Origin of the sequence: Enterovibrio qingdaonensis (assembly GCF_028683135.1) — a bacterium.
In the GTDB taxonomy this organism is placed as follows: domain Bacteria; phylum Pseudomonadota; class Gammaproteobacteria; order Enterobacterales; family Vibrionaceae; genus Enterovibrio; species Enterovibrio qingdaonensis.
Genome location: NZ_JAJUBB010000006.1, coordinates 41,870 through 63,180 on the forward strand (window position 1 = coordinate 41,870; position 21,311 = coordinate 63,180).

At 49.7% G+C, this 21,311-nt stretch carries 23 protein-coding genes; 8 read left to right on the top strand and 15 right to left on the bottom strand.

Annotation, left to right across the window (positions count from 1 at the left end; genetic code table 11):
* Positions 1–45: 45 nt before the first annotated feature.
* The 9 genes from LRP49_RS10045 to LRP49_RS10085 all read right to left on the bottom strand — a co-directional run bounded on the left by LRP49_RS10045 (position 46) and on the right by LRP49_RS10085 (position 7,585).
* Positions 46–1,965: a BglG family transcription antiterminator gene (locus LRP49_RS10045; RefSeq protein WP_274141982.1), complete on the bottom strand. Its 1,920-nt coding sequence runs from the start codon at positions 1,963–1,965 to the stop codon at positions 46–48.
* A gap of 126 nt (positions 1,966–2,091) precedes the next feature.
* Positions 2,092–2,835 carry a 2-dehydro-3-deoxy-phosphogluconate aldolase gene (gene dagF, locus LRP49_RS10050; protein WP_274141983.1) on the bottom strand — a complete coding sequence of 248 codons (744 nt, stop codon included), beginning with the start codon at positions 2,833–2,835 and terminating at the stop codon, positions 2,092–2,094.
* Between the two features lie 5 nt (positions 2,836–2,840).
* Positions 2,841–3,950, bottom strand: a complete 1,110-nt coding sequence (locus LRP49_RS10055; protein ID WP_274141984.1) for a DgaE family pyridoxal phosphate-dependent ammonia lyase — start codon at positions 3,948–3,950, stop codon at positions 2,841–2,843.
* Positions 3,934–5,070: an amidohydrolase/deacetylase family metallohydrolase gene (locus LRP49_RS10060; protein WP_274141985.1), complete on the bottom strand. Its 1,137-nt coding sequence runs from the start codon at positions 5,068–5,070 to the stop codon at positions 3,934–3,936. The genes LRP49_RS10055 and LRP49_RS10060 overlap by 17 nt, the downstream gene beginning before the upstream one ends.
* A 42-nt stretch (positions 5,071–5,112) precedes the next feature.
* Complete coding sequence (locus LRP49_RS10065; protein ID WP_337992946.1) at positions 5,113–5,760, bottom strand: DUF4310 family protein; 648 nt, start codon at positions 5,758–5,760, stop codon at positions 5,113–5,115.
* An 11-nt stretch (positions 5,761–5,771) separates the two neighbouring features.
* Positions 5,772–6,548: a DUF4311 domain-containing protein gene (locus LRP49_RS10070; RefSeq protein ID WP_274141986.1), complete on the bottom strand. Its 777-nt coding sequence runs from the start codon at positions 6,546–6,548 to the stop codon at positions 5,772–5,774.
* A gap of 19 nt (positions 6,549–6,567) precedes the next feature.
* The gene (locus LRP49_RS10075; RefSeq protein ID WP_274141987.1) at positions 6,568–6,867 is read right to left on the bottom strand and encodes a DUF4312 family protein; all 300 of its coding nucleotides are present in this window, start codon (positions 6,865–6,867) and stop codon (positions 6,568–6,570) included.
* Positions 6,864–7,232, bottom strand: a complete 369-nt coding sequence (locus LRP49_RS10080) for an SFCGS family glycine-rich protein (protein WP_274141988.1) — start codon at positions 7,230–7,232, stop codon at positions 6,864–6,866. The genes LRP49_RS10075 and LRP49_RS10080 overlap by 4 nt, the downstream gene beginning before the upstream one ends.
* Before the next feature lie 2 nt (positions 7,233–7,234).
* Positions 7,235–7,585 carry a transcriptional regulator gene (locus LRP49_RS10085; protein ID WP_274141989.1) on the bottom strand — a complete coding sequence of 117 codons (351 nt, stop codon included), beginning with the start codon at positions 7,583–7,585 and terminating at the stop codon, positions 7,235–7,237.
* A 434-nt stretch (positions 7,586–8,019) separates the two neighbouring features.
* Between LRP49_RS10085 and rpsF the strand changes: the two genes are divergently transcribed.
* From rpsF to rplI, 4 genes are read left to right on the top strand one after another with little or no spacing between them, the layout of a single operon-like run.
* Positions 8,020–8,406, top strand: coding sequence for a 30S ribosomal protein S6 (rpsF, locus tag LRP49_RS10090; protein WP_274141990.1), 387 nt, complete (start codon positions 8,020–8,022; stop codon positions 8,404–8,406).
* A gap of 9 nt (positions 8,407–8,415) precedes the next feature.
* Positions 8,416–8,718 (top strand): primosomal replication protein N, encoded by a 303-nt coding sequence (gene priB / locus LRP49_RS10095; protein ID WP_274141991.1) that lies wholly within the window; start codon positions 8,416–8,418, stop codon positions 8,716–8,718.
* A 16-nt stretch (positions 8,719–8,734) separates the two neighbouring features.
* A complete protein-coding gene (gene rpsR / locus LRP49_RS10100) occupies positions 8,735–8,962 on the top strand; it encodes a 30S ribosomal protein S18 (RefSeq protein WP_002539422.1) in 228 nt (75 codons plus the stop codon).
* Between the two features lie 33 nt (positions 8,963–8,995).
* The gene (rplI, locus tag LRP49_RS10105; protein ID WP_274141992.1) at positions 8,996–9,445 is read left to right on the top strand and encodes a 50S ribosomal protein L9; all 450 of its coding nucleotides are present in this window, start codon (positions 8,996–8,998) and stop codon (positions 9,443–9,445) included.
* A 94-nt stretch (positions 9,446–9,539) separates the two neighbouring features.
* Here rplI and LRP49_RS10110 read toward each other — a convergent pair whose 3' ends face one another.
* Positions 9,540–10,283, bottom strand: coding sequence for a DUF481 domain-containing protein (locus LRP49_RS10110; protein WP_274141993.1), 744 nt, complete (start codon positions 10,281–10,283; stop codon positions 9,540–9,542).
* 167 nt (positions 10,284–10,450) lie between these two features.
* Here LRP49_RS10110 and LRP49_RS10115 point away from each other — a divergent pair, with 167 nt between their 5' ends.
* Genes LRP49_RS10115 through LRP49_RS10125 form a run of 3 tightly spaced genes read left to right on the top strand, consistent with a single transcriptional unit; the run spans position 10,451 to position 14,218 of the window.
* Complete coding sequence (locus LRP49_RS10115; RefSeq protein WP_274141994.1) at positions 10,451–11,860, top strand: replicative DNA helicase; 1,410 nt, start codon at positions 10,451–10,453, stop codon at positions 11,858–11,860.
* Between the two features lie 12 nt (positions 11,861–11,872).
* Positions 11,873–12,949, top strand: coding sequence for an alanine racemase (gene alr / locus LRP49_RS10120; protein WP_274141995.1), 1,077 nt, complete (start codon positions 11,873–11,875; stop codon positions 12,947–12,949).
* A gap of 18 nt (positions 12,950–12,967) precedes the next feature.
* On the top strand, positions 12,968–14,218 hold the full coding sequence (locus tag LRP49_RS10125) for a BamA/TamA family outer membrane protein (protein ID WP_274141996.1): 1,251 nt from the start codon (positions 12,968–12,970) through the stop codon (positions 14,216–14,218).
* 42 nt (positions 14,219–14,260) lie between these two features.
* Here LRP49_RS10125 and LRP49_RS10130 read toward each other — a convergent pair whose 3' ends face one another.
* Both LRP49_RS10130 and LRP49_RS10135 read right to left on the bottom strand, forming a co-directional pair.
* Positions 14,261–15,994: a hypothetical protein gene (locus LRP49_RS10130; protein ID WP_274141997.1), complete on the bottom strand. Its 1,734-nt coding sequence runs from the start codon at positions 15,992–15,994 to the stop codon at positions 14,261–14,263.
* Positions 15,995–16,449: 455 nt separating this feature from the next.
* Positions 16,450–16,869: a secondary thiamine-phosphate synthase enzyme YjbQ gene (locus LRP49_RS10135; RefSeq protein WP_274141998.1), complete on the bottom strand. Its 420-nt coding sequence runs from the start codon at positions 16,867–16,869 to the stop codon at positions 16,450–16,452.
* A 295-nt stretch (positions 16,870–17,164) separates the two neighbouring features.
* Between LRP49_RS10135 and pgi the strand changes: the two genes are divergently transcribed.
* Entirely contained in the window at positions 17,165–18,817 is a 1,653-nt protein-coding gene (gene pgi / locus LRP49_RS10140; RefSeq protein WP_274141999.1) for a glucose-6-phosphate isomerase, read from the top strand.
* 73 nt (positions 18,818–18,890) lie between these two features.
* Here pgi and LRP49_RS10145 read toward each other — a convergent pair whose 3' ends face one another.
* From LRP49_RS10145 to LRP49_RS10155, 3 genes are all read right to left on the bottom strand, one after another.
* On the bottom strand, positions 18,891–19,352 hold the full coding sequence (locus LRP49_RS10145) for a chemotaxis protein CheX (protein WP_274142000.1): 462 nt from the start codon (positions 19,350–19,352) through the stop codon (positions 18,891–18,893).
* A 17-nt stretch (positions 19,353–19,369) separates the two neighbouring features.
* Positions 19,370–19,828: a zinc uptake transcriptional repressor Zur gene (gene zur / locus LRP49_RS10150; protein ID WP_274142001.1), complete on the bottom strand. Its 459-nt coding sequence runs from the start codon at positions 19,826–19,828 to the stop codon at positions 19,370–19,372.
* A 237-nt stretch (positions 19,829–20,065) separates the two neighbouring features.
* Positions 20,066–21,235 carry a MalY/PatB family protein gene (locus LRP49_RS10155; protein WP_274142002.1) on the bottom strand — a complete coding sequence of 390 codons (1,170 nt, stop codon included), beginning with the start codon at positions 21,233–21,235 and terminating at the stop codon, positions 20,066–20,068.
* Positions 21,236–21,311: the final 76 nt, after the last annotated feature.

A 21,311-nucleotide genomic window follows, 5' to 3' on the forward strand; every position in this document is an offset into this window, starting at 1 on the left:
GAGCCTGAGGGCTCCTTTTTTTATGCCTGCACTTTGGAACAACCGCTACACCAGTTCTTGGTGCGCCAGTGTTTTGAAGCATTGGAACTCACTGCACTGCGACAACGTTTTTCCCGCTTTGTTGTTTACCAGTGTCAGGAAGAGATCATATAACCCCATCGCTTCTTCATAGTCGTTTTTACTTAAGGCCATAAAGAATACTAGGTAAGCTTTTTCTCCGTTCCCCCAATCGATGCCTTTTGGGGCAGCAACGGTATAGACCAACGAATGTTTGGCAAATAACTCAATGGAGTGTGGCAGGGCTATATGCTCGCCCATCATGGTCGAGACAATCACCTCGCGTTCTTTGAGTGAGTCACCGAACCCCACCTCAACGAGCCCTTCAGTTTCCAGTTGTTCACACACCATGTCGAATAGCGAGGCTTGATCAATAGACTCTTCGATATAGAGAAATTGTTCCGCCGAGAAGTATTTCTCCAACATGTAAGGACCAGTACGGTCAACCAGAACCAGCTTACCCAATTCTTCTAACTGATGTTGGGTAGGGAAAGGGTCGAGCACAAACACTGGTACCGAAACCCCTTCGGGCATATTGGTCGTGATGATCATGTCGACTTGTGGTTGTTGCGCCATTCTCAGGTACTCAGCCGAATACACGGTTTCCAGCTCTAGCTGCGGATAATGACGGCGAATAATGGCTTCTAGTCCACGTGAAATCGCATTTCCGGCATCGCAGTACAGCATGGCTTTTGGCGCGCGGTGGCCAAGATAGTGGTTTCGCTCCAGACCTACGCCAACATGGATAACCAGATACCCAATCTCATGCTGAGTCATGCAGTAGCCCGTTTCTCGAATCCAGTCAGCAATCGCAGCAAGGGTGATGTCGTAGGCAAGCGGGTAGTGCTGCTTAATGTGTTCGGCAAGTGGATTGACGGTCGCGACATGGTGCTTCACTCGGACGATCATTTTGCTGATGTGAGTTTGCAGGTCGCGCCTTAGTTGCATGTCTTGGCGGATATCATACGGGTAATGTCGATGGACATAATCCAAGATATGGTTAACCAACTTTTCAGCTTCAATTTGGCCGAGAATAGTTTGTGCATGCTGGCTGGCTGAAATCCGCGCTTGAATGTTGATTGCCAGTGCCGCAATTTCATGTTCATTCGCGGGTATAAGCGTTGGCAAGGCATCAAATACTATCTGTGCCACGGGAAGGACTTCGTTAACCACATCCTCTTTTGGAAAAGCTTCTAGTGCTTGTCCGCTCGCCAGTCGTTGCAGGGCGACGGCGGCATAGATAGCGAGCCAGTGTAGACCGTCATCATTGATATAAAGCTTGTTGGCAACAAGGATCTCGCGAAAACGCGCTGCAAACACTTGTTGGGAGTTGCTCGGAAACAGCGTGCCGATAAGACCCCTTGCCCGTTGAGATTCTTTGTTTTCTGAATAGATAATTTGTGACAAACGGGCACGAATGGCCGTTTCACAGCCTTTAATGCGCATACCCAGTCTTGGCTTGCTGTCGATTTTAATGCCGAAAGGGGAAAGCTGCGCTCTCACATCGGCCATGTCTCCTTGGACAGCTGCGCGACTTAAATTCCACGTGTCAGCTAAATCATCCAATTTCACCCAATCGTCAGCGGTGAGCAGTAACACCTGAATTTGGACGATACGTTCTTTGCTGGTGCGCGGCGCAGGGTCGGCGTCTCTTGCGGCAAGTTGAAACGTTTCGAAGGCTTCTTGGTTGTAAATCTTCAGCTGATAACCGGAACCACGCTGGTGGATCAAGTGGGCACCGTGATTCACCATCACGTTATTCAGTGTGGCGACATCCGTGCGGACGGTACGGGTGGATACATTGAGGCGTTGAGCCAATTCTTCTTGGGTTAGTGGTGAGTTGGATACGGCATCGAGTAATCGAATAAGACGCGGATGAGGTAATGTCGGCTGCGATAAATTTGGCATTGCGTGTTCCTGTTGCAACACTGCCAGTTTGCCGGGGAGTTCCGTCGTAAAGGGGGAGAAGGAGGTCTATCCCGGCAAAACTAAAATCTTTAGGGTATGCAGGCTATGCTGCATACCGACGCTTGCTTAGCGATTAAGCAGACGTTTTGAGATTTCTAACAGTGTTTTTACATCTTCTGGGCGGGTCTCGCCAGAGGAAGAATCTATGATTGAGCTGTACACGTGAGGTATAACTTTCTCAACGCCTGCATCCAAAGCAATTCGCAAAATCTCTTCGAAATTTGCTAGGTCTATCCCACCTGTTGGTTCCAACCAGAAACCATTGCGCGCACAGGCCTTCGCGACTTCTTCATATTCGTCAACGCTGTCCAGACCGCCCATTGGGAAGTATTTAACAGAGCTGCAACCCATGTCTTGCAACATGGCAATCGCGGTATCTACTGGGACGATGGCATCTGCCATATCTGCACTCTTAGGGCCGGTAGAAATTTTCACCATACCTACTGTGCCTGTTGGCGAAATGAGACCGTTAACCACGGTCTCATTTTGACCTAGTGCGTTGCGGCTTTTGCCAACACCCGTGAATACTTGGTTCACGTGCTGAGGCTGAAGAATACCCGCCAACTCGGTTACCATGTCGGATTGCTTAGGATCGCCCGCACCCAGACCGATAGACAGCGCATTGTTAATTTTCTCTGCACACGCTTTCATGTCTTCAACAGCACTTGGTACGTCTGGGTAGCTTTTTGACAGCATGCCAACCAGTACATGGCCTTCTGCTGCTTCGTAAACATCAACAGCATTTTGGTGAGAGCCTGCCAGTACGTTCAGACATACGCGGTCAGCAATATATTTTGGGCTTAGAGACATGTTTTTTACTCCTGAGTCAGCTTGGTCATGGCAGCAAGAATCTGTTCAAGTTCTTCTTTTGAAACGCTGCGCACGTCAAATTCAATGGTGCCTTCGTTGGCTTTATATGGGCGGCAGTAAACGGCTGGATTTCCGTTCTGCAGCTTGGCAACAGCATCTTTCGCTGTCATGCCGAACGCGTGAGCGTCGAAATTCACTTCTGCACGGGCGATGTCTCGGCCTGCGCTGTCCCACACCACACGAGATGTGATGCCTTGCAGCGCGTTCAGGCCGTCGATGAACGCGGTCATCTTGTCGACCATTGATGCACCAGACGCTTGCTCGCGTTCTAGATACAGCTCAATCGCGTGAGTCAGGCCAAGAATGCCTTCTTTGCCGACTTTCATCGCGCGACCAATGCCCATTGACTGTTGTTTTACCCACTCGACATATTCGTGCTTACCGAGCACCAGACCGCTGGTTGGGCCTTCAATGGCTTTTGCGCCAGAGTAGATGACCAGATCCGCACCTTGTTGGTAGTAAAGGCGCAGGTCTTCTTCTGCAGCTGCATCGACAATCAATGGCAAGTCATGGGCTTTCGCTACTTCAGCTGCATCCGCGACAGTTAGCATGCTCTTTTGCACACAGTGGTGAGACTTGATGTAAAGGATGGCTGCGGTGTTAGGGTTGATTGCTGCCGCCAGTTGCGCGGCAGAACATTCATTTGCCCAACCTGCTTCCACCAGTTTGCCGCCACCTAGGTTCACCATGGTGCCGACTGGCGCACCAAAGTTAACGTTGTGGCCTTTTGGCATCACGATTTCAGTCGGGACGTCGTGCGCATGAGCGTGCAAGTTTTCAAGACGGTATGCGTCTCCACGTACAATCATTGCCGCCACACTTTGTGCAATACCGGCGGACGCACAAGACACGACAACCGCGTTTTCCACGTCCAGCAAACGGGCGATGTATTCACCCGTTTTGTTCACCAGATCTTTCATTTCGAAGTAGCTGTTGATGCCGAATTTGACGGTTTCTACCACTTCAGGCAATGGCGTAGAAACACCCAGTGCCGTCATACGGCCAGAGGCGTTGATCACCTGTTTCAGGTTATATTTTTCAAGAATTGAAGACATGGTGAGTCTGTCCTTTTTCTGTCAGGGTCATCTCGCCGCCTACAATGGCAGCAAGCGGTGCAAAGCGTTGTTCACCAGTGCGGGTATCACCCTCGGTATCGGTGAAGGTCACTTGCGTATGTTCGATTTCGTACAGGGTCAGGTCTGCATCACAGCCTGTTGTAAGCTGGCCTTTGGATTCAAGGCGCAGCGCGTGAGCAACTTTCGCCGTCACACGTTCGATAATTTGTTCATGGCTAAGGCCAAGGGTGAAGAACATCGACATCAGATGCGCCAGACCATAAACCGGACCGTTGATACGGTTCTTGCAGTAAATGTCAGAGCTGATGGTGTCCGGCAAAATGCCTTGGTTGATCGACATTTCTGCCACGTCAAAGCTGAAGCTCGCGCTGCCATGACCAATGTCCAACAACATGCCACGGTCCATTGCTGCTTTCACGGCATCACGCAGTGTGCCTTCTGGCGTCAAAATGCGGTTTGGTTTGCCATTGAAGCAATGGGTCAGGATGTCACCTTCGCCCAGCAGTTCCGCGATATCGTCCAGCGTTGGTGGCGCGTTACCCACGTGCACCATCAATGGCAGGCATCCACATTCGCATTGCAGTGCTTTTGCAGATTTGAGTGGCGTGAGGCCATTCTCGCCAACAACACTGCCGCTCATGCGTGCTTTCAGGCCGACAACGAAGTCAGGGTGACGCTCTACCGCGTCTTTGGCCAGGGTCAGGTCGATATCGTTCTTATCGGCTAATTCGTTCTGACGCAGCAGGCCGATGCGCGAAATGTTCAGTAGCGCGCGTACCTCGGTTTTGCAGTTTTTCGCAATCTCAGCGAAGTCATCTACGTCATCAGCACCTGTGCTGCCTGCGTCGATAACCGTTGTGACGCCGCCCGTGACGCCTATCGCGTCTGGCTCATCATTGTAAATAGGGGAATTTGGATAGCAGTGTGTATGTCCGTCAATCCAGCCTGCGCTGACGTACACGTCGTTATTCAGTGTCAGCGTCTTAGTGGCTTGTGCATCGGCCAGTTCGCCGATGGCGGCAATCTTGCCGTTTTGAATGGCAATGTCTGCGCATTCGCCAGAGACAAGTCGGGCGTTTTTAATCAGGAAATCGTACATAGGGGTATCTCGATAACCCCGCCCGAAGGCGGGGTAGAAGTATTACAGAGCGACTGGGAACATGGTGCCTAGTGCCATTGCGCCTAGGATTGCGCCACCGGTGATTGGTTTGCCCCACACATAGAAGATCAGCGCACCAACCAATGAGCCAAGACCGATTGGAATTGACGCACCCATTGCAGACAGGATGATCAGAGGACCAAGGAAACGGCCAGAGCTGTTACCTGCACCCATCATGACGTCTGCGCCATAGGTAGAGTTGCTTTGGTTGATAGTGAACTTACGCGCCACGATGATGATGGCACCGATAGCCAGACCCGCGACCATGCCTGTCGCCAATGCCATTGGGAAGTTCTCAACTGGGTAAGTGATACCAGCACCCAGAAGCAGAGCAGGGATACCCAAACCAACACCTGTCATGATGGCACCACCGATATCCAAGATACCGACCAGTGAACCTTCGATGATGCGTGCAAACAAGAAGCTAGCACCGAATGCTGCGACTGCGCCGTAGGCACCCGTGTCCATACCTGCACGAAGCATAGAGACGAAAGCCACTTCGTTGAATGCGCCTACGCCGTACAGGTAGTACATGTGCGTACCCGCGAATACACCGGCAGACAGCAGACCCACGATGATTGGGAAAGACCAGTCGGCGTACCAGAAGTTATTCTTCATTTTCTCATCCATGGTAGTTCCCCTTATTTACCGCTCATCATGAGGTGGATGTTTTCAAGCCACATTGGAACTTCCATGTGGAAAGATTTGATCAGTTGCATGTCGAAGCCACGGAAGAAGGCACTCATTGCGAACAGCGCGATGATAGCTGCCATCATGATCTTGGTGACTTTGTTCCAGCCGCCGTCTTCTACGCCTTTACCGATAAGGATACCCAGTACCAGACCCGGTACGGCGTTACCCATAATCATTTGTGCCAGACCACCGAAGATGGTTGCCCAGAAGCCAGATTTCTTGCCTGCTTCAATCGCTGCCAGCCAGAAAATGACAGGCATCACAGTGTTTACCAAAAGGTTTGCAGCAGGAACCAGTACCTTCACAGCGGTTACCTGAAGAGCTTCAGGAACAGCAGCGGCAGTGGTGTTAAGGAACGCAACAACCAGCGCGCCCAAGATGGCACAGGTAATACCCATACGCTTTGGATCGTGCAGCGTGGTCGCCAGATCGCGGTTTTTCATCATCAGTACCGCTGCGCCCCAGTGAGGTAGTACGCGGTGGTCGATGTCTTGTGTAAACGCACCGGCAGCAACGGTAGATGCCCATGCGTTGAAGAAGAAGCCAAGGCCGAATGAGAAGTGTGATGCTGGGTCACCTTCACAAGAGTTCAGTTCGCCCAACGTACGGAACGCGCCCATACCCTGTACGGTTGGTGCGTGGAACATTCGCGCTGCACCGACGCCGACACCAAGGCCGACTAAGCCACCAATAATGAGAGACTTAAAAAGAATGACAGTGAACATGTCATGGATTCCTTAGAGATTAACGTAAGATTTGGAAGTCAACTTGCTCCACATCGATGTAGGTAAGGCTGACGGTAACCTCCAGCTTGACGCGGCACTGGCGTCGTTCTTTGGGTAAAAAGAAGAACAGGAACTTGTCCATCGTGATCTTCTCTTCGGCTTCCAGAACCTTGACGTCTTGGGGCTCAATCCGGAGTAAGACTTTCTGACTCTCTTTCAGCAAAGTCGGTTGAATCTGGCTAAAGGCAGCAGCAAATGCCTGCTGCCTTGTTTCGCCTTTTCCACTGACGATGACGTCAGTGGTCAGCTGTTGTTTCATGCACCGATACCGTGTTTTGCGATAAACGCTTTCACCAGTTTCTCGCCAAGTTCTTCTTTGTCCATGAAGCCGAAGCCCAGTACCACACAACCATCGTTGATTGCTGCAATACCTTCTTCGATTGAGCGCATGCCGTAGCGGCACTTGTAACCGTATTTGGTTTGCGCAGTGATCGCACCTGCACCACCTGAACCACAGAAAGAGATACCCATCTGTGCTTCTTGCTGGTTCATGATGTCGCCCAGTTTCATGTCCGCAGCCATACCTGGGATAACAGTCACTTCTGCACCAGCTGCTTCTGCGCCAGCACCTACTTTTTGGCCTTTACCCATACGGTCGCCGATTACAAGTTTCAATACAGACATGGTTACTCTCCTTTGGCAGTGCTTAATTCGTTTTCTTTTGCCACTTCAAAGTGGACAGATAAAAGGTGTGCTTCTTCGTAAGCTAGGTTGTCCATCAGGCCGCAGACTTGCTCAGCAAGTTTCAGTGACAGCGACGAGATTTCTTCGAACATTTCCAGCTCTAGCTCTGGCAGTGATTCGCCACTGTGTGAGCGCCACGCCATTGCTTTGATGTGTGTTGCCAGCATTTTTTGTTGCAGGTCATCAGGGTAGATGCCGTTCTCGCCAAGCAGCACAATCGCGCGTTCAGTAACAGATGCACCGTGTTCCACGATTTCGGTGCTATCTGGGGTTAGGGTTATTGCCGTTTGCAAAGGTGTCTCTCCAGACGTTTTGTTGCGTTGAGTGAAAGATAAAGTGGAAGGGCGAGCTGGAGCAGACGCTTTTTTTCCACTTCAAACTGGAAACGAAGCGGAAATTAGGGGGAATCCGGAAGAAAATGTGAAAGGGCGCAAAGAAAATAGGGGGAATCCCCCAGAAAAACGTGATGAAAAAGGCTTGGAAGTCGTTTCCAGTTTCTGATCTGGAATCAGCGCGCGGTCACAAAAAAGCGCATTTGCTGGAAAATTGTTGCCTTTGAACAATCAGCTAGGTGTTGTTTTCCTCTTAGATGCGAATAGTGATTGCTAGTATCGACGATTCTCTGTACTATTCTGCCTCCAAATTCCCGGTCTTTTACTTTCGTTCCTTGCTTCCGCTGGATGACTGGGCCAAGCGTGGAAGCTGAATAATCCGTAAGGAGCAACCAATGCGTCATTACGAAATCGTATTCATGGTGCACCCTGATCAAAGCGAGCAAGTTGCTGGCATGATCGAGCGTTACACTGGTTCTATCAAAGAGTCAGGTGGTCAAATCCACCGTCTAGAAGACTGGGGTCGTCGTCAACTGGCTTACCCAATCAACAAACTGCACAAAGCTCACTACGTTCTGATGAACGTTGAAGCTGACCAAGCTGTTGTTGATGAGCTGGAAACTGCGTTCCGCTTCAACGACGCTGTGATCCGTAACATGGTCATGCGTACCAAAGGCGCTATCACTGAGCCATCTATCATGATGAAGGCTAAAGAAGAGCGCGCGCCACGTCGCGAAGAGCGTGCAGAAGCACAATCTGAAGACGAAGCAGCAGCTGAGTAATTTGATTTGATGACCAATCGGATTGAGCTAGCCGGTGTTATCACCCAAGGCCCGATTCGAAAACAGAGTCCTGCCGGGATACCGCACTGTCACTTTGTGCTAGAGCATCGCTCGGATCAACAGGAAGCTGGATTGCCAAGGCAAGTCTACTGCCGTTTACCGGTTGTAGTGAGCGGGCAAGGGTCTCAGTTAAACACACAGCACTTAGCTTTAGGCAGTAACATTAAGGTAAGTGGGTTTCTCGCTTATCAGACCGGCCGAAATGGTGTGGGAAAATTAGTGTTACATGCTGAAAAAATTATAGATATTTAGATCAGGAGATAGCCCCATGGCACGTTTCTTCCGTCGTCGTAAATTCTGCCGTTTCACTGCAGAAGGCGTACAAGAGATCGATTACAAAGACGTAGCGACTCTGAAAAACTACATCACCGAAGCTGGTAAAATCGTACCTAGCCGTATCACTGGTACCCGTGCTAAGTACCAGCGTCAGCTGGCACGCGCTATCAAGCGTTCACGTTACCTGGCTCTGCTGCCGTACACTGACAAACATCAGTAATCGGCACTGTCCAAGTTAATAGAGGAATAGATAATGCAAGTTATTCTGCTTGATAAAATCGCTAACCTGGGTGGTCTGGGTGATCAGGTAACTGTTAAGTCTGGTTACGCTCGTAACTTCCTTATCCCACAAGGTAAGGCAGTAATGGCTACTAAGTCTAACGTTGAGCATTTCGAAGCTCGTCGTGCAGACCTAGAAGCAAAAGTTGCTGAAACTCTGGCTGCTGCTGAAGCACGCGCAGAGCAAGTTGCTGCACTGGAAGCGGTAGTTATCGCTTCTAAAGCTGGTGACGAAGGTAAACTGTTCGGTTCTATCGGTACTCGTGACATCGCTGACGCTGTAACTGCAGCTGGCGTTGCTGTATCGAAGAGCGAAGTTCGCCTGCCAGAAGGTGCACTGCGTAACACTGGTGAGTACGAAATCAGCCTGCAACTGCACTCTGAAGTATTCGCTACTGTTAAGCTGAACGTTGTTGCTGAGTAATTCAGACACATCGTCGCTTTGAAAAAACCGGCCTAAGGGCCGGTTTTTTTGTGTCTGCTGTTTCCCTTCAGAATCCGTCAGTCGACGTCCTTTTTTAGAACGCGTACACCATATTGATGGTAAAGATGGAGTCGAGTTTTTTCAGCCCAGGCGGTACGTCGTTGATGTACTTTTGCGTCGTGGAAAGCTTGATGCCAAGATCTGCTATTAGGCTGGTGGCAATAGATGCACGGGCTTCCAAGCTGGTATTGCTTGAGCCAGAAATCATGGTAATACGCCCTTCAAATTCCGCATTTTCATTAATGTCCCAAGCTAACTCAGCCTGCGCACGCACGATAAATTCTTGGACGTTGTAGGGCATGATGACGTCATCGTCGTCAATCTCATCAACATTGGGGCGTTGGTAGCGGTAACCGGGACCTAGCTCCAATAGCAGTGACAAATCTTCGCGCCAGATCGCTTGATAGCCCACACCCGTCGCGAACGTTAAGTCGGTATAGTACGGACCGTATTTATCATCGAGGTAACTGACATTGCCCAGTACATAGCGTTTCGGGTCAAACTTGTAGTTGGCTTGGCTTTCCGCTTCTGTTTTGCGTTTATCTTCCTCTCCATCCTTTTCAACCAGCAGAAATCGGGCTTCTGACGTATGTCGGTAGGGGCCTGAAATGTAATCGGTTGCCAGTCGGCTATTGATCGTCATCGAGTCTGAGTTTCCGGTGAGGGCCTGAAAACCAAGTTCCACTTCTGATTGCCAAGGATCGAGAACATCGGCATTGGCAAAAGCAGGTAGCGCAACCAGACAAATCAGAGATGCATTCGACAGCGCGGAGGGCATATGGGTTACCATTACTATAAGAGGTGCAACATTCTATCCGAAACTTTCATTTGTGCGTCAGCAAGATGTTAAATTGGCTGAAAAATAAATCGGCTGTACTCTGGGTCGAGCATCTTGAGGTTGTTTGAGTATATAATGGCCTGCGCAATGACAAGGTAATAAGTAATATGGCAGAGCAACGCAGCAAGCAATTTAACTCCAATAAACCCAAAGACCGTCAGGTAGATGCGCTGAAGGTGCCGCCGCATTCGTTAGAAGCGGAGCAGTCTGTGCTAGGTGGGCTGATGCTCGATAATGAGCGTTGGGATAGTGTATCCGAAAAAGTGATTGCTTCTGACTTTTACAGTCGGCCGCACCGTTTGATTTTTGAAAGCACCAAGCGATTGCTCGACGATGGTCATCCGCTGGATTTGATCACGCTTTCCGAGCATTTGGAAAAACATGGCTCGCTGGAAGATGTTGGCGGCTTTGCTTACCTTGCTGAGCTTGCTAAAAATACGCCAAGTGCGGCGAATATCGTTGCTTATGCGGATATCGTGCGTGAACGTGCAATGGTGCGTAACCTGATTGGTGTTGCGAACGAAATTGCAGATGCAGGCTACGAGCCGGATGGTCGCACGTCTGAAGACCTGCTGGACATGGCGGAAAGTAAAGTTTTTGCCATTGCTGAATCCCGCACATCTGAAACGGAAGGGCCGCAAAACATCGACAACGTGTTGTCGAAAACCCTAGAGCGTATCGAAATCCTGTTCAAATCGCCGCAAGACGGTGTGACAGGTGTGTCGACCGGCTTTACCGACTTGAATAAGAAAACGGCGGGTCTTCAAGGCTCAGATCTCATCATCGTGGCAGCGCGTCCTTCGATGGGTAAAACCACGTTCGCGATGAACTTGTGTGAAAACGCCGCGATGGATCAGGAGAAGCCGGTTCTTATTTTCTCCCTAGAGATGCCAGCCGAACAGCTGATGATGCGTATGCTTGCGTCGCTTTCTCGCGTTGACCAAACAAAAATTCGTACCGGTCAGTTGGATGACGAAGATTGGGCGCGTATTTCGTCGACCATGGGCATCTTGATGCAAAAACGCAATATGTACATCGATGACAGCTCAGGTCTGACGCCGACAGATGTACGCTCCCGTGCGCGACGTGTGGCGCGTGAACACGGTGGCCTTTCCATGATCATGGTCGACTACCTTCAGTTAATGCGCGTGCCGGGTCTGCAAGATAACCGTACCCTTGAAATTGCCGAAATCAGCCGATCGCTAAAAGCATTGGCGAAAGAATTAAACGTGCCCGTTGTTGCCCTGTCGCAGCTTAACCGCTCGCTGGAACAACGTGCCGATAAACGCCCGGTTAACTCCGACTTGCGTGAATCAGGTGCGATCGAGCAGGATGCTGACTTGATCATGTTCATCTACCGCGATGAAGTGTATAACCCAGAAAGTCCATTGAAAGGCATCGCCGAAATTATCCTTGGTAAGCAGCGTAACGGCCCAATCGGCTCTATTCGTCTGACCTTCCAAGGCCAGTATTCTCGCTTCGATAACTACGCGGGTCCTGCGTTCGATGAAGAATAATCCTGAGGTGTTATGAAAGCGGCGACCGCTCTTATCCATACTGGTGCGTTAAACCACAATATCGACATTATCCGAGCCATGGCACCCAACAGCCGAGTTTGGGCCATGGTCAAAGCCAACGGCTATGGTCACGGCTTGTTGCCTGTGGCAAAAGCTCTGTCCTCACAAGCGGATGGCTTTGGGGTTGCGCGACTGGACGAAGCTTTGCAGCTTCGCTCGTCGGGTATCGTCAAACCTATCCTTCTGTTAGAAGGGTTCTATTCCTCGGCTGATCTGCCGATTTTGGTAGCCAGCAACCTGCAAACCGCAGTGCACAGCATTGAGCAATTAGAGGCTCTAGAGCGTGCCAACCTTGAACGCCCGTTGACTGTCTGGTTGAAGATTGATACCGGAATGGGGCGCCTAGGGGTAAGGCCAGAGCAGGTTGCAGAATATATTGCGCGCCTCGACGCTTGTCCTAATGTCGCAGAGCCGCTGCACTTCATGAGTCACTTTGGCTGTGCGGATGAGCTAGAAAATCCTATCACCCAACAGCAAATTGATGTTTTTTCTGAATTGACGCGAGACCAAGCGGGAGATCGCTCCATTGCTGCCTCGTCTGGCAGTTTGCTTTGGCCTGCCAGCCATTTCGAATGCGTTCGTCCTGGGATCAGTCTTTATGGTGTCTCACCGATGTCAGAGCGCAGCGGGGCGGATTTTGGCCTGCAGCCTGTCATGACCATGACATCGAGTTTGATTGCAGTAAGAGACGTGAAAGAAGGCGAGCCTGTGGGATATGGCGCACGCTGGTTTGCCGATCGTGATACGCGACTCGGCGTGGTTGCCATCGGTTATGGTGACGGTTATCCACGCGTTGCACCAGATGGTACACCGCTATTGGTTAATGGACGTAGAGTGCCTTTAGTTGGCCGTGTGTCTATGGATATGCTCACTGTGGATCTTGGACCAGACTCGACGGATCGCGTGGGTGATGAAGTCGTGCTGTGGGGTAAAGAGCTCCCGGTTGAAGAAGTGGCGCGCCACGTTGGAACGATTGGCTATGAACTCGTGACCAACCTGACCTCTCGCGTTGAACTCGTATACACCTGAATTATGTTGTAGGTTGTCTTGAAAAAATCATTATCAAAAGCCGTAACGCTGGTTACGGCTTTCTTTTGCTTGTCTTCCGCCGCGATGGCGGAAAAACAAGAGGTTACAGTACCTGATATTGAGGTCGTCCCGTTTGCCTTCTCTACCGAACAGATGGGCTTTTCTGCGGGGTTAGCCGGTTTATGGAAAGGTGCTGGGCAGCCTCAAGCATCATTGTTTGCCGCAGGGCTAGGCTCCTCGACTGGCACCTGGTTAAGCTTTATCGCTGCCAATAACTATGCGTTGGCTGCAGACAGTCGCTGGCTATTTGGTGGACAGTTTTATGAAGCTGACTATAAGCAATTTGACTATTACCTCGGTAACGCAGCCTCCAATGATTCTGCATTTGATGACCGAATTAAGCTCGACAGTCGAGAAGCGCAGCACCATCTCTCTTTTCGCTATATTTTGCCTTTGGGGGCTGCAGAGTCATCACCTATCCGCGCTGCGTTAACGCCAAAACGCCCTGTGGATGGCAACGCGCCATGGAACAGCGGCGTGTCGTCTATCGATTTTCGTCCTTTCTATAAAGCGCAACATCTCACGGGGGATGGGGCAGACAAAGTGAGCGAGTTTTCTGATGCTTCTGAAGTCTGGGGATTAGAAACCCGATTCAAATGGGACAACCGCGACAGCACGACCAATCCTACTAAAGGCAGTGTGAGTGAGTTCATCCTGACCGTCGATCCGGGCTCAGACAATCGCGCGAGTTGGTGGAAGTGGGAAGCCAGCCAAAGCTGGTACTGGAGTTTGGGTGATTGGGAAGAGATGGCCAAAGAGCAGGTGTTTGCGTTCAACATCTATACCGCTGACACGCCAAGCTGGAATGAAACCTCTAACATCAATGGTCAAACCGCCTATAACAGACCTCCTGAGTTTGCTAGCGTGCGTCTAGGTGGCTTATATCGCCTCCGCAGTTTCCAAACCGGACGCTACGCTGATCGCTCTGCACTTAGCTACAGCATGGAGTATCGCGTGATACCGGAATGGCAGCCGCTTGGCGATGTACCCGTGTTCAATTGGTACGATGTACCTTGGTGGCAGTGGGTGTTGTTTGCGGATGTGGGCCGTGTGGCCGATGATTTCAACCTAGAAACCCTCCATGAAAACATGAAATGGAGTGCAGGGGTTGCAATGCGCTTTCAGGTGGAAGGCATCGTGGTACGCTCAGAAATGGCTCTTGGAAGTGAAGAAGGCTTATTTCGGGTGATGATTAATCAGCCGTTTTAATGAGCAAAAAGCCCCAACGCTATGCGTTGGGGCTTTTTCGTTCTACCAGGTGATTTTCTTGAATCCCATAGAGACATCGTCACCGCCATCCGGATAGTCGATGGTGATATTCCAACTTAGCCTAAACTTGGCTGTGGTAGATGTCGGTGTGAAGTCAAAGGTATATTGAACCTTGGTCGGTTGCGAATAAACTCTTGATTGGTAATTGCCCACGACAACCCAGCCATCCCCATAATCCATCTCAACTTTTAGCTTGGAAAGGCCACCAATGTTTTGTGTAGACAAGATGGTGTAATGCAGCGTGCTGGCTTCTCCGGTTGCCAATCCTTCTAAGCTACCTTGCCAAACAGAAGAATGTGTAGAGTTGTTGTAGTCACCAACCCATGTTTCAGTTGCACCATCGCTACACCATGCAAGATTGGATGGACGAGAAAGCCAGCTGCCGTTGGCGCATAGGGTATTTGCCTTAAGCTCGGCAGGGTCGTTATCGGTAATGGTGACACTGGCTGAGCTCAGGTCACTCTTGTTGGTGTTCACCCATGCATCCATCGAGAACTGTTCACTGGTCTCGTGCACTGAATCATTGACGGTAGGTACCGCAATACGCACCGATGTCACGCCTTGTGGCAGGCTGATGTCAGTACCTGTTGATGAAAGGGTAGCCGACCCGGTTGAGTTATCAGAGAACAGTAATGCAACGGTGTTTGTGTAATCACTGGTCACTTTCGCCGTACCGTCTTTCAGGGCGACGCGCAGTTTGGTGTTTGTATCGCTGGTGGCTTTGTCAAAGTTAACGGTGAAATAGGCTGTCGCGCCTTCTCCTACTGAGTTTGAAGCCAGCGTGATGCCCGAGACCGTTGGTTTCAGGTCACTCGGGAACACGGTTTTATCATAACAAGTGTGATCTTCAGAGGTGACGGTGGCCATGGCGCTTATGCGACTAGGGAACAGGCCTACCGCTTTTTTCTCGCCAGTAGAAGGCTTAAGGCGATATAGGTGGTTACTGTTGATGTTGCCTGAGACGTTCTGGTTTTTGGCCGCGACCAGCATCTGACCATTTTGGTCGAGAGTGGCAGCAGCAACAAAATCAATAAAGTGGAACGCTTTCAGTGTCAGCGCACCAGAGGTGGTATTGACGGCAAATGTACGATTATTGGTGACAAATAAGAGTTCTCCGCCTTGGAAAACGAAATCTCCCCAACTAGTAAATCCACCGTATTTGAGGTTGTTGTCGAAATTAGCAATATGGGTCGTAGCGCCGGTATCACGATCGATTTTGAAAATGGTTTGGGTATCAGATGCGTATAAATCACCGGTGCTTGGATCGAAAGCCATTCGCAGGATCTGCTTATTTACAGTCGGACCGGCAACATGCTTGTCGGTTGTCGGATCCATATAAGCTAGCTGATATGCACTGATGGTTTTGGCGTGTAAATCTAAGTTTTTACGCTCTTCTGCCGTGTAAGCGTCGTTAGGGACCTGAATATGGTATGACGTCGGCTGTGGTGCGCTTGCATAATAGAGGCGATCAGACGTGCTGTCGTACGCCATGGTTGGCGAACTGAATAGCGGACGAGAATGGAAGGTTGCTCTGTCACCCGCGTCAGAAAAGTACTGTGTTGACATCTTTTGTGCTTCTTTTACATCAAGCAATAAACCGGCATGTCCTCGCCCTGCATTCATCGAATACACATTGCCAGCACACCCGGCATTCGCCTGAGCTGAAGTCAGTGACCCCGCAACAATGGCTAAGGCTAGAAGTGATTTTTTCATCATAAAGACACCTACATATTCCGTTATACGTTGACCAGCCTGTTAGCCAATACTGGTCTAGCTAGGTGTTGGGGCCATTGCTTTCTGCCCGCAGCACGTCAGTGGAAGAGGAGTGTATTGAGTTGTGGTGTGTATTATTGTCTCGAAATCGATACGCGTGGGCTTATGATGATTTTTGATGAGAAAGCCATGCATCTTTTATGGAGATAGGGTGAGATAAAAATGAATGGATGGCGGTGATGTTATGACGAAAGTATGAACAACGGCATGGGTAAAGACTGATCGCGTTGTGTCATCACAACAAGCACCGCATACCTTTATTTTTCATAGGTATGCATGAGGTTTTGGTCATTTTTCAGAGGGGAGGTTGATATCATTTGGAGCAAGTGGATAGCAATTGTTACATATGAAATATGATGCACCTTGTTGTCGTACTTCTGACGACGATGGGGATAGCGTTATTCGCCCTGAATGGTTGCAACAAGACGTCGTGCACCAGCGTTGTCCCTGTGCTCGCCCAGATAAACACCCTGCCACGTGCCAGTGGCCAATCTTCCGTTACTGATGGGAACAGAGATACTGGCACCTAACAATGATGCCTTAATGTGTGCGGGCATATCATCATCACCTTCATAGGTATGCTGGTAGTAGGGCGCGCGCTCGGGCACAAATTTATTAAAGTGCGCTTCCATGTCAGAACGAACGGTTGGGTCTGCGTTTTCATTGAGCGTCAGGCTTGCGGACGTGTGTTGAATAAACAAGTGCAATATCCCTACGCGAACATCGCGAAGCTCAGGCAAATTAGAAAGCACTTCATCAGTAATTAAATGGAAACCACGTGAGCGTGCGCGCAGCGTAAAGGTCTTTTGGTACCACATTTTAAGCACTCTGTTTTTTTGAAATTGGTTAAAGTATTGGGCGGCGGAGCAACCCTGCCTTGGTTATGATACGAACACTGACCTAGCGCAAAATGATTGCCATATAATCATGCCAACATTGACACCCTTTTCAAACTGCTGCGCCAATGGTTTTGGGGTTCCCCCTAGCATCAGTGCGAATGACATCGTAACATTACGCGAATCTGGCGACGGCTTCTATGAAAGCGGTCGACCTCTGTAAAACGTGGACTGACAGGATCCACGCACAGACTCTGTCTACAAAGGAACAATAATTATGTTGAAGTCTATCAATCCGACGCAAACAGCAGCGTGGAAAGCGCTGACTGCTCACTTTGAAGATGCGCAGGATTTGACCCTTACCTCGCTTTTTGCCAACGACCCTCATCGTTTTGACAAATTCTCCGTTCAGTTCGGCAATGACATTCTGCTGGATTACTCTAAAAACCTGATCAGTGAGCAGACGTTGGACAAACTGTTTGCGCTGGCAGATGAAACTGAGCTGAAAGACGCAATCAGCGCGATGTTCCGTGGCGACAAGATCAACCAAACGGAAGATCGCTCAGTGCTGCACGTTGCTCTGCGTAACCGCAGTAACACCCCAATCATGGTTGACGGCGAAGACGTCATGCCTGCAGTCAATGCGGTACTTGAGAAGATGAAGTCGTTCTCTGACCGTGTTATTGGTGGTGAGTGGAAAGGTTACACTGGCAAAGAAATTACGGATGTTGTGAACATCGGTATCGGTGGTTCTGATCTGGGTCCTTACATGGTGAGCGAAGCACTGGCTGCTTACAAATCTCGCCTAAACCTGCACTTTGTGTCTAACGTAGATGGCACCCACATTGCAGAAACGCTGAAGGGTTTAAACCCAGAAACCACGCTGTTCCTGATTGCGTCTAAAACCTTCACTACCCAAGAAACCATGACCAATGCGCTGTCTGCGCGTGACTGGTTCTTGGCAACAGCGGAAGACCAAGCGCACGTAGCAAAACACTTCGCAGCGCTGTCTACCAACGCGGCTTCTGTGTCTGAGTTCGGTATCGACACGGACAACATGTTTGAGTTCTGGGACTGGGTTGGCGGTCGCTACTCACTGTGGTCAGCAATTGGTCTGTCTATCTGTCTGTCTATCGGTTACGACAACTTTATCGAACTGTTGTCGGGTGCTCACGAGATGGATAAGCACTTCCAAAGCACGCCGTTCACTGAAAACCTGCCAGTGCTATTGGCACTGATCGGTATTTGGTACAACAACTTCCATGGCGCAGAGTCTGAAGCAATCCTTCCTTACGACCAATACCTGCATCGTTTTGCCGCGTACTTCCAGCAAGGCAACATGGAATCAAATGGTAAGTACGTAGACCGCGATGGTAACCCTGTAGATTACCAAACTGGCTCAATCATTTGGGGTGAACCAGGCACTAACGGTCAGCACGCGTTCTACCAGCTTATTCACCAAGGCACCAAATTGATCCCGTGTGATTTCATTGCACCTGCGATCAGCCATAACCCGCTGAGCGACCATCACCCTAAACTGATGGCAAACTTCTTCGCACAAACTGAAGCACTGGCATTCGGCAAAACACGCGAACAAGTTGAAGCTGAATTCACTGCTGCTGGTAAAACAGCAGAAGAGGTGGCTGAGCTAGTGCCGTTCAAAGTGTTTGAAGGTAACCGCCCAACCAACTCGATTTTGGTAAAACAAGTGACCCCAAGTTCACTGGGTGCGCTGATTGCGATGTACGAGCACAAGATCTTCGCGCAAGGTGTCATTTGGAACATCTTCAGCTTCGATCAGTGGGGCGTGGAGTTGGGTAAACAACTGGCGAACCAAATCTTGCCTGAACTGGCTGACCAAGATGAAGTGGAAAGCCACGATAGCTCGACCAATGGTTTGATCAACACATTCAAACAATGGCGCGCGTAATCACTGTTCGCTGATGTCTAGAAATTAAAAACGCCGCTATAAGCGGCGTTTTTTTTAAGCTTGTAATTGGCACTTAGTCGAAGCAAATTTCGATATATGCACGGCCATATTCTGACTCAAATGGCATGATGATGATTTGACCTTCGCTTTTGTGCGTGATGGTGTGCTCACGGCCAGATACCACGATGGGTGTTGCCATGTCGAAATCAAAGCCTTTTTCTGCAAGGATGCGCTTTGCGCCACCTGTAACCATGTTGGTGATTTCGCCAACCATATCGGTTACATCAGCATCGATGGTAGCGGGTCGCTCACCTAGCATACGGCTCATGATTTCCAGTGCGAGATCTTCTTCAAACGTCACTGAAAAAGAGCCTTTCGTTTGCGCTCCCACCATACCAATAAGACCTGACACATCGCCTTTAGCGACTTCAGTTTTCTTAATTTGCGGCTTCTTAGGCGTGATTTCGAGTTGCGCCATAGTGGTCAATACATTGACCAATGAAGACAAAAAAGGGTTTACAAATTCTGCGCGCATAATGTTAGTTCACCGTCCTACTGCATTTTCTGTGTCGCCACCTGACAAGTGTGACAAGTTCCATGTGTTTCAACGACGTGATGATTCACTTTAAAGCCAACCTGACGAGCTCTTTCTTGGAGTGCCTCAGAGAGAGCGTCGGCATGGCACTCTTCCACCGTACCGCACGAATCACAGATTAACAATTGAGAGCAGTGCGGTTCGTGACCAATATGGCAGCAGGCAATAAAACTGTTTGTCGACTCTACCTTGTGCACAAACCCTTGAGAAAGAAGAAAATCAAGAGCACGGTAGACTGTCGGCGGCTTTGCCTGAGGCTCAGTTTCCCTCAGTATATCCAGCAAATCATAGGCACTGATCGCGCGTTTGCTTTGGATAATAATTTCATAAACCCGCTCGCGCTGCGTTGTCATCCGCACGCCACGCTGTTCGCATAATGACTGCGCGCGAGAAATAAGGTGTGAAAGGTTGGCCATAAGACCTCAGAAATCAGGCTGAAGGCTTTATTCTATCACAGCATTTTCAACGCGCACCCGCAGCATCGTGACGGCGGTTGGTCTTTGGGTAATTGTAGTTGATGAATATCAGGAAGTTGGTTGGATTAACGTTTCGAATCTCGCTTTGTTCGTTGTTTCATTACGAGGGAGTGGGCATCAAGAAGGAGGAAAAATAGAAAAAAGGCGGGCCATTTAGCCCACCTAGTGCCCAGTTGTTTATTTTAGGACGGTGCGAAGGCGACGAATTTTTTCTTCCAAAATGGACTTAGGACAACCCAAGTTCAAACGAATGAAACCGCGGCCTTCCTCGCCAAAGTTATAGCCCATGGTAGGGATAACACCGGCAGCGTGTAGCTGTTTTTCCAGTTCTTCATCTGTAAGTCCCATTGCGCGGCAATCAACCCATGCAAGATAGGTAGACTCTTGGACGCGGTAGGTCACTTGTGTAAGCTCTTTGCCAATGAAATCGGCCAGCAACTGATTATTCGCATCGAGGTATTTCAGTGTGTCATCCACCCACTCTTTACCGTTACGATATGCTGATTGGTTTGCCAAAATACTGAACGCACTGTAGACATCAATCCCGTAAGCCAGCAATTTTGATTTCAGTGCTTCGGCTTCTTTCTCGTTCGGGATCATGGTGTTGGTCAGGCGAAGTGACGGCAAACCAAAGGTTTTGGTGCCCGCAATGCACACGGCCATTTTTTCAAAATAGATTGGGTCAACACGCAGGCAACTGAAGAAAGTGTTTTCACCGAAAACGATATCCGCCCAGATTTCATCCGAGATCAGATACACGCCGTACTCATGACAAAGCTGACAAAGGCGAGTCACTTCTTCTTCTGTCCACACACGACCACCTGGGTTATGTGGATTACAGAAGATCATCACTTTCACACCGTCTTTGAACTGCGCTTCAAGATCGTCAAAATCGATGGTGTAGTAGCCGTTGTCGTTATGCATTTTTGATGTCGCAACGGTTCGGCCTGTATGCTCGATGGTGCGGTAAAACGCATGGTAGACAGGGCTTAGGATAAGAACCTTATCGCCTTCCTTGCTCCAACGTTCAACCAGCATCGCAATAGCAGGCAGGCTGCCAGGTGTAGTGTGGAACCACTCTTTTTTCAGGGTGACTTGATGACGGTCTTTCCACCAATCAATCACTGAATTGAAGTACTCCTCACCGCGCTCGGAGTAGCCGAAAATGCCGTGGTCCAAACGTTCTTGAAGCGGCTTGGTGATAAAGTCAGGGGCTTTGAAATCCCAGTCAGATACCCAACTAGGCAAAGCTTCACCTTCCGGCACGCCCAACCATTTTTCCATGTAGTCCCATTTCAAGCAGTCGGTGCCGTAGCGATTAATTACTGTATCCAGTTCGTGAGCCATAACGTCCTCAGAAAAAGTGGAAGCCTTGAGGGGGCAAGGCTTCCAAGGGTTATTTCATTATTAGTTTTTATGTTCT